Annotated in this window: 10 protein-coding genes and 1 tRNA gene; 3 read left to right on the top strand and 8 right to left on the bottom strand. The window is 58.3% G+C overall.

Going from position 1 to position 12,424, the window contains the following annotated elements; translation table 11 throughout:
- Position 1 precedes the first annotated feature (1 nt).
- Positions 2 to 388 carry a hypothetical protein gene (locus tag ACQ4N7_RS07625; protein WP_430711016.1) on the bottom strand — a complete coding sequence of 129 codons (387 nt, stop codon included), beginning with the start codon at positions 386 to 388 and terminating at the stop codon, positions 2 to 4.
- Positions 389 to 632: 244 nt separating this feature from the next.
- On the opposite strand from ACQ4N7_RS07625, the gene hslO reads away from it, so the two are divergent.
- Complete coding sequence (hslO, locus tag ACQ4N7_RS07620; RefSeq protein WP_430711015.1) at positions 633 to 1,544, top strand: Hsp33 family molecular chaperone HslO; 912 nt, start codon at positions 633 to 635, stop codon at positions 1,542 to 1,544.
- 40 nt (positions 1,545 to 1,584) lie between these two features.
- Here the strand turns inward: hslO and ACQ4N7_RS07615 are convergent, their stop codons facing one another.
- From ACQ4N7_RS07615 to rsfS, 5 genes are all read right to left on the bottom strand, one after another.
- On the bottom strand, positions 1,585 to 2,904 hold the full coding sequence (locus tag ACQ4N7_RS07615; protein ID WP_430711014.1) for a four-carbon acid sugar kinase family protein: 1,320 nt from the start codon (positions 2,902 to 2,904) through the stop codon (positions 1,585 to 1,587).
- Between the two features lie 120 nt (positions 2,905 to 3,024).
- Positions 3,025 to 3,101: transfer RNA gene (locus ACQ4N7_RS07610), tRNA-Met, on the bottom strand.
- 120 nt (positions 3,102 to 3,221) lie between these two features.
- Positions 3,222 to 4,184, bottom strand: a complete 963-nt coding sequence (locus tag ACQ4N7_RS07605) for an asparaginase (RefSeq protein ID WP_430711013.1) — start codon at positions 4,182 to 4,184, stop codon at positions 3,222 to 3,224.
- A 68-nt stretch (positions 4,185 to 4,252) separates the two neighbouring features.
- Positions 4,253 to 4,744, bottom strand: coding sequence for a CGLD27 family protein (locus tag ACQ4N7_RS07600; RefSeq protein WP_430711012.1), 492 nt, complete (start codon positions 4,742 to 4,744; stop codon positions 4,253 to 4,255).
- Between the two features lie 77 nt (positions 4,745 to 4,821).
- A complete protein-coding gene (rsfS, locus tag ACQ4N7_RS07595; RefSeq protein WP_430711011.1) occupies positions 4,822 to 5,289 on the bottom strand; it encodes a ribosome silencing factor in 468 nt (155 codons plus the stop codon).
- 491 nt (positions 5,290 to 5,780) lie between these two features.
- On the opposite strand from rsfS, the gene ACQ4N7_RS07590 reads away from it, so the two are divergent.
- Positions 5,781 to 7,544 carry a hypothetical protein gene (locus ACQ4N7_RS07590; RefSeq protein WP_430711010.1) on the top strand — a complete coding sequence of 588 codons (1,764 nt, stop codon included), beginning with the start codon at positions 5,781 to 5,783 and terminating at the stop codon, positions 7,542 to 7,544.
- 124 nt (positions 7,545 to 7,668) lie between these two features.
- On the opposite strand, the gene nrdJ is transcribed toward ACQ4N7_RS07590, so the two are convergent.
- Complete coding sequence (gene nrdJ / locus ACQ4N7_RS07585) at positions 7,669 to 9,852, bottom strand: ribonucleoside-triphosphate reductase, adenosylcobalamin-dependent (protein WP_430711009.1); 2,184 nt, start codon at positions 9,850 to 9,852, stop codon at positions 7,669 to 7,671.
- Positions 9,853 to 10,207: 355 nt separating this feature from the next.
- On the opposite strand from nrdJ, the gene ACQ4N7_RS07580 reads away from it, so the two are divergent.
- Positions 10,208 to 10,387, top strand: a complete 180-nt coding sequence (locus tag ACQ4N7_RS07580) for a DUF4278 domain-containing protein (protein WP_430711008.1) — start codon at positions 10,208 to 10,210, stop codon at positions 10,385 to 10,387.
- Positions 10,388 to 10,634: 247 nt separating this feature from the next.
- Here the strand turns inward: ACQ4N7_RS07580 and ACQ4N7_RS07575 are convergent, their stop codons facing one another.
- A complete protein-coding gene (locus ACQ4N7_RS07575; RefSeq protein ID WP_430711007.1) occupies positions 10,635 to 12,248 on the bottom strand; it encodes a B12-binding domain-containing radical SAM protein in 1,614 nt (537 codons plus the stop codon).
- Positions 12,249 to 12,424 lie beyond the last annotated feature (176 nt).

Genomic DNA, 12,424 nt, shown 5'->3' with positions numbered 1-12,424 from the left:
CCTAGACCGTGGGCTGCTGCAAAAACTGCCGCAGTCGCGCGATCGCCAGGCTTTGGCCCAAATTTAGGGGTAGCGCCGAAACCCCTTCCAGGCGTGACTGCACCCAGCGATCGCCCCAGTACCACTCGTGAAATCCGTCAATGCCCCCCGATAGCACCATGTGCAGGCTGTGATCATCAATCTGCTTGATTTCATGGTGAATTTCAACCGGGCCAAGATAGCTATTAAAACTCAGCCCGCTGTGCAATTCGCTGGGTAGCCCCTGGCTAAATCGCTGCGGCCAGAGCCACTGGCTAAATTTGCTGGGCTGCACCAAACTGGCCTGAATTTGCCCCTGGGTAGCCTCGACTTCAATGCGAAGGCGACTGTGCTGAAATGTGCCTAGCATAGGGTGGTGATGTGCCCGCAAACAACACCTCCCAGTATGCCAAAAGAAACCTAACCAGATGGGGGGAGAAGCGCGATTGACAGAGCGTATTGCCTGTAGTGTCGCACAAATGGGAAACAACCCAAAACGAGATCCGTTCCGGCAGTGCGCCTTAGGGCCAGGGACGGTAAACCCTCTCAAACCCATATCCCCAAACCTTCTACAATTATTAATAAGCAATATTAAGGAAAGCTTGGGGCCACGCATGGTAGATCAACTGATTCGGGCGACCGCCGCCGATGGCGGCATTCGGGTGGTCGGCGTTATCACCACAAAACTGACCGAGGTGGCCCGGCAGCGCCACAATTTGTCCTATGTGGCCACAGCGGCTTTGGGGCGTACAATCTCGGCGGGCCTGCTGCTGGCTTCAAGCATGAAACAGCCCCAGGGCCGGGTCAACATTCGGGTGCGCGGCGACGGCCCGCTGGGCGGCATCCTGGTTGATGCCGGAATGGATGGCACCGCCCGTGGCTATGTGGACAACCCATCGATTGAACTGCCCCCCAATGCCCAAGGCAAGCTGGATGTGGGCGGTGCCGTGGGCCGCAACGGCTATGTGTATGTCGTGCGCGATATGGGCTACGGCTACCCCTACTCCAGTACGGTAGAGCTGGTCTCTGGAGAAATTGGTGACGACCTCACCCACTACCTGGTGAACTCAGAACAAACGCCCTCGGCGCTGGTGCTGGGCGTATTTGTGGGAGCCAATGGGGTCGAGGCCGCCGGAGGGCTGCTGCTGCAAATTTTGCCCCGCGCGGCTGAGGACACCGAAATGGTCGCCCTGATCGAAAGCCGTTTGGCTGGCCTGACCGGCTTTACCCCCCTGCTGCGGGCCAACAAAACCCTGCCGCAAATTTTTAGCGACCTGGTTGGCGACCTGGGCCTGGAGATCCTGCCTGAAACCCAAATGGTGCAGTTTAGCTGCCCCTGTTCCTTCGATCGCATGCTGCGCGCCCTCAAAATGCTGGGTGAAGACGAACTCCAGGACATGATTGAAAAAGACGAGGGGGCCGAAGCTATCTGCCACTTTTGCAACGAGGTTTACCACACCGACAGCGACCAGCTAGCCCAGCTGATCGAAGATCTGCGAGACGAGCGACAGGAAGCCAGCCAGTAAGGGGGCTGCGTCGATATGATCGCATCGACGTATCCCGTTTTTACCGCCTCATCAGGCGGCGATAGGCTAGCGCCAGCGCATCCTCATCCCCCACGTTGCCGGGGAATAGCACCACGGGCAGGTCAGGAAACTGAGCGTGATCGGCGGGGGTGCGCACTACAGATACCCCCGGTAAGATCTGGCCCAGCAGGCGGGCCGTCCTGAGCGCGAGCCCGGTGCTCAGGGTGTCGTTGGAGGTGATGCCGCCCTTGCTGATCAGAAAACCAATGTCGGCGGGCAGGCCCTTTATCACGGCCATCAGCAACGCAGAAACCTCGACGCCGAAGTCGAGACGGGCCTGCACGGTGTCGAAGGTGAGTTCATTGCGGCTGGTGTAGACGGCAGGCACCTGGCCGCTGCTGTGGGCCGTTTCTACCTGGGCCAGAATGTCGGTGAGTAGCTCACTGGAAGCCGTTGGGCCACCATCGCGTAGCTGGGCCACCTTCACTTCAATACCCTTTACCCCCGGCTCCTGCAGCAGTTGTTCTAGCTGTTGGGTAGTTTTCTTGACGTGGGAGCCAATGATGATAGCTCCAGGTCGTCCGTCGCGGACGTAGGTAGCCATGTGGTCAGCATCGATGGGCTGGGCCGGAAGCGCGGCCAGGGCCGTGAGAATGCTGGCGGCGCTGCGAAACAAAAAGCGCTTGCCCTGGGCGGCGGCGGTAAGCAGGTCTTGGGCAAACTGGTTGAGGTCGGCCTGGGTTTCGCCATCGACGGCGCAGCAGACGTTGTTTTCAAGCGCCATCAGCCGCTCTAACGATCCGGCTCGAATCTCGGCTAGAGTAAAGCGCTCAACGGCCTGGGCCTGAATGCGCTGGTTGGTTTTTTCCGCTACGTAGTCGGGCAGGTAGCTGGTGCTATAGCCAAACACCGAATCTTTGGCAAACTCGGTCTCGTGGACCGGGACAGGTTCGCCATTGACCATCAAATAATGAGTGCTGTTGCGGGTAATGCGGCCTCCCTCAAAGAACGCGGGCACCAGAAAGTGAGCGTCGAAGGGGCCAAGCTCGTCTGCGATCGCATCGGTTTCGACCGGATAGTGCCCCCGCAGCGTTGAGTCAGAGCGACTGACCACCAGAAAGTCTTGAATGCCTTCGAGGGCGATCGCCTGCTTGAGATTTTGGCAAACCTCTCGGGTGACCGCCTCAGCGGCGGCGGCGGTAAGGGCACGAGTATTGGTCAGCACAAAGAAGATCGGTGCGGCATCCTGTAGCCCCTGACGCAGGGTTTCTACATCCCACTGCATCAGCAGCAGACAGCTGTGCACCGTTTGCGAGCCGGTGGGGTCGTCATCTAAAACAATAATTTTGGGCTGAGCCATGGGTGCTGGTCTCGACGAGGTCAACAACAATCACGATTGCCTATGCACTATAGCGCTGGCCAAGTTACACAAAGCAAAAAGGGCTCCTAAGTCAATTTAGGAGCCCTTTTTGTTTTCTTTTGGTGGCGGGGCATGGATTTGAACCATGGACCTTCGGGTTATGAGCCCGACGAGCTACCAGACTGCTCTACCCCGCGTCGGTTTGTTTAGTATAGCGTTAAATGTTCTCAGTTAACAATCTAATTTTCTCCGAAGACAGTCTTTTTTTTGCTGACAGGGCTGTAACCCTATGCGAGCGGTACTTTGATGCATCACGATCAGTACATCATGGGCAGATCGCCAACCACGTCGAGCCGCTTGTAGTTGCCAATTTCCATGTAGGTTTCGGCCAGGGTGTCGGCTACCGTGGGCGAAATCCAGCCCAGCTGGCGGAGAGTAAAGATGGCGGTAGCGTACTTGGCCCGCTTGGCCCCGTCAATTGCTTTAATGGCTACGCCTAGCCCCTCACCCACTCGACCGATGCACTGAATACCTTCGGCTCCCGATTTGCTTACCAAGGCCCCGTTAGTTAAGGTCATCAACGTGGTGTCAAAGGAGTCGGGGCCGCCCACCATATCGGGGTGGCTGGTCATGGCCCGCACAATGCGCTCCATATCGAGGTTGCTGCCCGACGACAGCATGGCGTAGAGCGTCGCCATCTGGCTCAGCTGCATAAAGTAGGTGGGGGCACCGCAGTCGTCGTGGGCACAGATAAACTCGTCAGAGGGCATGCCCAGCAGCTCTGAGATGCGGGCGACAATTAGCTTTTGCACCGGGTGGTTGCGATCGAGGTAGCTCTCCAGTGGCCAGTTGCGCTGCTGAGAAACGGCCAGCATACCGGCGTGCTTGCCCGAGCAGTTGTGCTCTAGGGGGCTTTTCTTGCCCGCTGGGGTAGGACAGCGCAGGGCGGTAGTGTCGAGGTCGGCCTGCCAGAGAATATGAAACACCTGACGCACCTGCTCGATGGTGCCCTGGTGGGAACCGCACATAATGGCTAAATCGCGATCGTCGAGGTTGTAGCGCTCCAGCGCTCCGGCCGCCGTCACCGCCAGGGCCTGAAAGGGCTTGAGCGCCGAGCGAATGAAGGTACCTAGCTCGCCGTTGCCGGCCACGGACAGGGTGCGGCCTCGGTTGTCGCACACCGCTACGTGGGCGATGTGGTTAGACTCGACAATGCCCTCCCGCAGCAGCTGTATGCGTAGCTCTTTGGTTTGGTGTCGATTAACCCGACTGCTGGTCATAATTAGGGGCTCTGCGGTAATGAACAAGAGTGATGCGAGCAGGGCAGCGATTGATAATAGACTACCCGCTACACCAGAAGGGGCCAGACAACTAGCCCCAGGGCCAGCAATAGGGCCATCACCCCCAGGGTGCGGCGGATGCGCTGGAGCACAGGCTGTACCTGGTAGTCTACGATGAGGCGATCGCGATTTGACACCTCTTCAGGCTTGACCCAAAGCTGGCCGTCGTACCAGCCCGACTCTTCGTAGGGCACGGTAGTCTGCCGTAGCCGACCGCCCACGTGGGCCCAGCCGACATAGAGCTGTAGCAGAGCCAGCATGGGCAGTATCAGCGCTCCCATGGCGGCGCTCAGGCCAAAGGCCATCGGGTGCTTAGCCGGTACAAAACTAGCGGCGGCCATCGGTCCGGCCACGGTCCAACCGACCATCCAGAGCACCACCACAGGCTTGAGGTACCCCATTAAGCTGCGGCTACCCCAGCCGTAGAACCAAGAATCTCGCACATCTTGGTATTCGTTGATGGGCTGCTGCTCAGCCGGTACAGGACATCGTTGAGGCATTGCCACCGACACTACGCAAATCTAGCTCTAGCCTAAACGAATTGCTTGCCAATAGGAATCTCTGCGGCGCAATTCAACTAAACCTGAGATGGGCTGAAATGCTGGCTGGAAGATTGGTAGACAATCTGGTTGGCGTGGCCCCAAAAAGCTTCTAGGTCGTAGTAGTCCCGCGCTTCGGGCATAAAGATGTGGGCAATGACTTCGCCGTAGTCCATCACAATCCAGCTGCCCTCGCCCTGGCCTTCTACCCGCAGGGGACGACGGTTGTGGTCGGTTTCAAGGGCCGCTTCGATCGATCGCGTAATGGCGCGCACCTGCACCGCCGAAAACCCGGTTGCAACGACAAAATAATCGGCCAGATACGACACATCTCCCACCTGCAGAATCGTGATGTTGCCTGCTTTGCGCTCATCGGCAGCGGCAGCAATGGCATAGGCTAGCTGGAGAGCATCGTCCTCGGTCTGGCTGGGCTGGGGGACATTGGCGGTGCTTTCTGGCGCGATCGCGTCACGAACTGTAGGCTGACGGTGGGAAGAATGGGTCATACGCAAGCGGGTAATGGGGTCGAGCTCAGCAGAGTCTCCTAGGCCACAGGCGCAGCGTATTGCCCGCCAGCTGAACCAGAGACCGTAGCTTCATTGTAGAGGATGTGCCTAAGTGCCCGCAGCGCCAGCGCCGAGCATAGACATAATCTGTCATCGAAAGGTCGCGCCAAAAGCGTGGTCTTTAGCCCTCAGTTTGGGTACCTTGAGTGTCCTGTGGGGCTAAAGTTTCAGATCCCAAACGGGATGCAGCGTATATCATTGATCGTCAATATTTAGTGGCTGCTAGGAGCTGTCATTATTCAACCGCTAATAGCTTAATCGTCAATCTTGACAGCCCTAGCCTGTTTTTGGGTCGGACGTGGCAACGCTGATGGGATAAGGATTGTGGCCAAAATTAATGACACGCCCTAAGGCGGGAGAGGTGGTCGTTTTTGGCCTCTCAGGCGTGGATGCTCTGCGGCTCGGCTTTAATTTTTACGGGGGAAAATACGATGCCTCAACTCACGCAAGGTCTTATTGTTGCTGTTTTAATTGGCCTTCTGCTGGCCATTATTGTGGGGTACTACCTGCGCCAGAGCCAGGTGAATGAGTTGAGCGAGGCGTTGCAGCAAAGTCAGCAGCGCCAGGCCGATCTGGCTCAGGAGCACGAGCAGCGGCTGCGCGAAGCTACTCTGCAGCTGCAAAAAGACTACGAGGCGCAGCTGAGCGAGCGTATGGAGCGCTACCAGGCTCAGTACGATGAGCAGCGTAGCCAGATGGAGGCCGAGTACCAGGCCCGCCAGACCATGATGGGCGGTGCAGCAGGCGAAGGAGACAGCTCGATCGAGCAGCGCATTCGCAAGCAGTACGAGGCTCGCCTTAAGGAAGCCGCCACCAAAATTCAGCAGGCCTACGAGCAGCACCTGCAAGAAAAGCTGGTAGAGGCGCGATCGCAGGCCCAGCAAGACTATGACCAGCGCCTGGCAGAGGCGATCGCCCACTACCAGGACGAAGCCCAGGCCCGCCTCGCCCAGGGCCCCGACACCTCCCTGGGGGCTCTGGTGCCAGAGCCTTCCCCAGCTATCTCGGCCAGCTCGACTGACCTGGCCGAGGTGGAGGCCCGCCTCCAGACCCAGTACGACCAGCGGCTGGCTGAGCGCCTGGCTGAGTACCAGGACGACATGGCTCAGCGGCTAGCCCAGATGCAGCAAGACTACGAGGCCCGCCTGCAGCTGGCCCAGGCCAGTGCTCCTGCGGCTGCGATCGCCGCTGAGCCCTCCACGGAAGAACTAGAGCTAAACCTGAGGCGTGAGCTAGAAGCCAGTCTGCGCGAAGAGTACGAGCAAAAGCTGGCCGAAAAAATTGAGCACTACCAGGACGAACTCACCCAGCGCACCCAGGAGCTAGAGCAAAGCTACGAGGCTCAGCTGCGGCTGCTGCAGTCTTCGTCATCTGCCCCAGCTGATGTCGGTGAGTTTGATTTAGATACGGCGATCGCCGCTGCCAGTGCCGCTACTCTGGCCACCAGCTTAGAATCGGGCCTTGAGGATACGTTTTCTTCCCCTGAGGCGACTGCCCTGCCTGCCTCAGATGCCGACCTGGGTACCGATCTTGGTTTTGATGCTGCCCTGCTAGGGGGCGGCTCAGAAAGCTCTCCGGGCAGTGAATTCATCCTTGACCCCGACTCTGATACTGAAAATCTGGAAACCTCCAGCCTAGACCTGGAAGAAACTTTTCCCGCTGAACCTGATGCCCCCTCCGCTGCGGATGCCGATCTGGGTTTTGACGCCGCTCTTCTGGAAAGTGGCCTGGAAACCGTGCCAGACAATGAGGTTGATGCCGCCTCTGGACTCGACCCTGAAACGTTTGAAACCACGAGCCTCGAACCTGATCTAGACCTTGAGGGTGGGTTCTCTCTCCCTGAGTCTGCTGCCCCCCCGGCTGCGGATGTCGATCTGGGTTTTGATGCCGCCCTTTTAGACAGCGATCTGGGGAATGAACCAGGCAACGAGTTTGATTTAGACTTTGGCGGAGCACTTGATACCGAGCCCCCTGCCCCACCCGCCGCCAGTGCCGATCTGGGTTTTGACGATTTCTTAGCAGGCGACTTAGAGACCACTCAAGGTGATGAATTCGCGTTAGACCCTAATTTCGACACTGCAAATTTTGACGACGAAAGCCTTGATCTAGATGCCCTGCTCAACGCCCCTCCTCCAAACGACAGTGCCTCCGACGATCTGCTCAATGATCTGGACGATATTAGTGACCTGAGCTAGTAGGTAGCCAGACTTCAGGTTGGCAGCATGACTTCTCCTTCATAGCGACTCCTCTTAAAAAAAAGGGGTTCTGAACATGCTCAGAACCCCCTTTCGCTATCTCTCTAGTCTTGGTCAGTCAACCCTAATCGGGCTTTTTCTCCGGCATCAGGCACTTGTCGGAGTCGCAGCCAGCCGGGCCGGCCTCAATTACCTCACCCGCGTCGTAGCGCGATAGGGCGGCGTGGAAGTTGTCGGTGCCGCGCCGGGCTTCTACCTGCTGCTTAAGAGTCTCGAACGTGGCCTTGTCAATGGGCTCAAAGGGCAGGCGAGGAAAGGTTTGCAGGTCGTCGAACCGGGCCAGCAGGGCGGCGGAAATGTAGCCTTCGTCGTTTTGTATAGTTTGGTAGATGCGCTCGGCCAGATCCTCCAGCTCGGGTTCGCGAAACTCGATGGTGGCCGAGGTGTTGTGGGTGGTGTAGTGCTTCTGCACCTGCATATAGAAGTCAAACTGGGCCGCCGCCGAGAATTTCTCAATGGCAATTTCGTCGGCCCCCGGCAGGTTCGCCCAGGGCACCTCGACCGGAATTTCCACCAGCCACTCGGTGCAGCGGGGATCAAAGGGGTCGTTGAGCAAACCCCCGTTTTCATCCTTATCAGACTGCGACGGCACGATGGAGTAGCCGTAGTCGATGCAGGCCATCGCCACGGGATCGTTTTTGCGGAAGGTGATGCGGCGTATAAAGCGCTGGGCTTTGGGCGGGTGCCAGCCGGGGCTAGCGCCCGTGAGCAGCGACTTGGTGCCGGCGGGCTGTACGGTGGTGCAGCGGTTGGGGCGCACCAGTCCGTGGGCGTCGCAGTATTCCCCCACTACCCGATGCACGGTATTTTTCCAGCGGGTCAGGTACTCTTGCTCTTTGGCCTTGAAATCGAGCCCTTGCATGGTGTTGGGGCGACCCGCCTCCCACCAGCGCAGCCACTCGACCCCAAAGGCGATCACGAAGAAGTCAAATAGACCGGTGAAGGAGACACCAACGATCGGGTCTTCTAAGCGCGACTTTTGGTAGCGGGGTTCCTGGAACTGGTGATTCAGCAGCACTGCGACGGATAGGGCGGCGGCGGTAAAAGCGTCTTCCTGATCCTTCAAATTCTTGGGGTCGAGCTGGTTGAGGTGTACCTCCGCCAGGTTGCAGTGGAAGTTGGAACCCAAAATTTCGCCGCAGGGGTTGAGACCGTAGCGATCGTCGGCCCCGGCCCGCCGCTTGGCCTCCCCCGCCCACTGGATTGCGCCTTCGCCAGAGTAAAACTGCTTACGCACCGAGTCGATGCAGTCTTGCAGGCTGGGCTTTTCGTGAAACACGCGGGTGTGGTTGGCCATGCGCAGCACGTCGCGCTCGGGGTCAATGCGCCAGTTACCCTCGGCGTCCTGCTGCCAGAGGTTGTCTTTGGCGCTGGCGGCCAGCTCGTCGTTGCTGTCAAACTGCCGCATGCCCGCGCTGCGGCGAATGTTACCGGCCACCACGCAGGCGGCGGCTTCGTCGATTAGCAGGCAGCACTCGACTGAGTTGAGCTGGCGACCCAGGGCTTTGTTGAGAATGGCAGCGCAGCGATCGTAGAGCAGCGACAGGCGCACAGGGTTGGCGACACCGCCAAAGCCCTTGAGTTTTTCACCCGCCGGGCGCACGTCGCGCAGGTCGATGGTGACGTTGACTTCGCCAGTGAAGCGATCGTCCGTAGACAGCTCCAGCAGGGTTTCGTAGGATTTGACCCAGCCCTGGCGGCTGTCGCCGACGCGAATGGTGACCTGGTTGCCCTTGGTGGTTACCTGAGTGGCCTCTTGCCGCTCAGCGATCGGGGTTGCGCCAATGTCGCCTGCCATGGTGACGATCAGCCGGTTGCGAATGGTCGGAATTTGGCTGATGTACTTGGGTTCAAGAATCGCCCCGGTGCCGCAGCCCATCATGGCCAGATCCATCATCAGGCCGAAGGCGCGCCAGTCAACCACATTGGTGCTGGTGCAGTTGTAGGCCCCAGAAAAGTTTTCGGGCTGCTTGCTCCAGGCGGTACCGCCCACCCACAGCCAGCGGCCCGAGGGCAGGGCTTTGACCTGGCGCTGCATACGGTTGAGTAGTGCTGTCTCTTCGGCGGTGAGGTTGCCGAGTTCGACTAGGCCGGCCAGGGTGCGATCGCACACCTGATCCCAGGTTTCGCGCTGCCCCTCTACCACCTCGCCCCGGCGGCTGTAGGTGCGATAAAACACAGGAAACGCCGCTGGAGCTGCCTCAGGGAATGGCCCCTGCTGCCGGGTACGGGGAAGTTCTTGAACCATTGGATCAGCCTTTTCTTAGGAATAGAATGTGCAGCCTGGCGCTGGCTCAACCTGAGGTATAGCAACCAGCCTGAATCGACCAGTTTGAGGCCAGGGTCGAGAGATTGCCTTAATGGTGACACATCATAGCCGATCCTCTTAGATATAGCGCTAAAAAACTAACTTTCCCCAGGTCGAGCGCTACATCTGGCCACCTGATGCCGATAGCCTAGACAGACAGGCTCCTCTCAGCTTTCTCAGTCAGCCCTTAATACCTCCTCAGGCGACCGTCAGGATGTGCTTAGGAAGACGACAGAAGATAGCCACAGGCATCAATCAATTGATACCTGCGTACATTGTTTGAGGAGACCTCACTATGCGCCTCTCTTTCCTGGGCCAGTCCTACGCCACATCACCGCCTGCCGTTGAGGCTATTCCCAGCCTCGATACGCTTGTCTTTTTGGGGGTGTCTTACCCCGGCAGGCAGTTGAGTACGGCAACTCAGCCGCGATCGCCTGAAGCATTCACCTACCGGGGGCATCGCTATACTCGGTAATATCCCGCAGCAAAACCGGGCTTTTGAGCAGAAGTCAGCTCAAAAGCCCGGTTTTCTGCAACACGTTCTCAATAGTCCCGTTCTCTCCCCTGTTTAGCACTCAGGAGATTGCCCATGGAACGCGTGTGTTGGAAAGACTTTAAACACAAGTATGGATCTCACAATCAGCTCAAGGCCTGGGCTGAGTATCAGCGGGCCTACCAGCAATGGCGGCAGGCCCGCTGACCACGACTCAGCTAGAGCCGCCCTAGGCCGCTGGCACAGCCACAGACTCCGCGATCGCCGCTGCCGTATCGGTTTGCCGCTTTGCTTCCAGGTAGGCGGCCAGCTGCTCCTCGATGTTTTGCCGCACGATCTGGCGGAAGTCGAGGAAGTGCTCGGCCTGGGCGCATACCGAAATATAGTTGGCCGCTACCGCCGGGTAGCGCCACAGCATAATTGCCAGGTTTAGCCAAAACCGCAGGCGAGTCTTGCGCAAAACGCCCTGCCGCCACACCACGATTAGAAAGGCGCGAATAGTGACCCAGTTGATATCGGGGGCACCCGCCGAAGTGGTGCGGTTTTGGTAGTTGCGCTTCTGGGCCTCGCCCAGCATGAGAAAGTGGCGAAAGGTGCGGTTGAGCACCGTCAGCGGGTCATAGAGATCCCAGAACACTTGAATGTACTCTTCCGTGATTTCCTCAATGGGCCGGGTGGGCACAAAATTCATCAGGGTGGTCTGGTTGATGTCGGCGCTCTTGCCCAGCAGGCGACCTTCTTTTTCGAGACGGTGCCAGAGGGCGGTATCGGGCAGGGCCTGCAGCATACTCACCAGCGCGGTGGGGATGGCGGTCTGCTCAACAAATTCGTAAATGCGCCGACCGGCCCCCGACTTTTCACCGTCGAAGCCGACGATCAGCCCCGCCATCACCCTGAGCCCCGCTTGGGCGATGGAGATCACCGACTCCGAGAGGGGGTCGCGCATGTTTTGAAACTTTTTAGTCATATTCAGGCTGTCGTCGTCAGGGGTTTCGATGCCCAAAAAGACGGTGCCGAAGTTGCAGTCAACCATCATCTGCATCAGCTCTGGATCCTGAGCCAGGTCTACCGAGGCCTCGGTGGCAAAGGAAAAGGGATAGCCGTGCTCCTCCATCCAGGGCTTCATCGCTTTGAGCAGCAGTTTGACGTTGCGCTTGTTGCCGATAAAGTTGTCGTCGACCATAAAGATGCTGCGCCGCCAGCCCAGGTCGTAGAGGCACTGCAGCTCGGCCAGCAGCTGCTCGGGTGCTTTGGTGCGGGGCTTGCGGCCGTAGAGCACGATAATGTCGCAAAACTCGCACTGGAAGGGGCAGCCGCGAGAAAACTGTACCGACATCTCGGCGTAGGCATCCATCTCTAGCAGGTCGTAGCGAGGGACGGGGGTGCTGGTGACGTCGGGCTTTTCGCCGCCAGAGCGGAAGGTGCCGCACTGGTCGCCCCGTTCCACCGCCTCCACAAACATGGGCAGGGTAATTTCCCCTTCGTCCAAAATCAAAAAGTCGGCCCCAGCGGCCTCAGACTCTTGAGGAATGGCGGTGGGATAGGGGCCGCCCACGGCCACCAGCTTGCCGTAGCGTTTGGCGGTCTGCACGGCGTCTAAAAAGTCTACGCGGTGGACGATCATTGCCGAGATGACGACAATATCGGCCCAGCGCCATTCGTCGTCGCGAACCTCGCGCACGTTGCGATCGACCAGCTTGTAGTTCCAGGTTTGGGGTAATATCGCCGCTACGGTCACTAGCCCTAGGGGGGGCAGCTGTGCCTTCAGCCCAACTAGCTCCAGAGTTTTATCAAAAGACCAAAAGCTTTTCGGAAAACGTGGATAAACCAGAAGAATGTTCATAGAGACCGTATGGGTACCCTCGCCATGCTACGGGAGATATTTGAAATAATCAAACACAAAACGTTAGAATCTGCCCCTTCGGCAGTAGAAATCCATCAAAAAAACCGCTAGTTCAACCTTTGAAACATCACCTTTGCTGATTTGGGTCAGCGGACAAATATAGCTTTGGTGCCCAG

Source organism: Nodosilinea sp. AN01ver1, assembly GCF_050565655.1.
GTDB lineage: Bacteria > Cyanobacteriota > Cyanobacteriia > Phormidesmidales > Phormidesmidaceae > Nodosilinea.
Note: the sequence above shows the minus strand (reverse complement) of the source record. Positions and strands in the feature narration are given on the sequence as shown.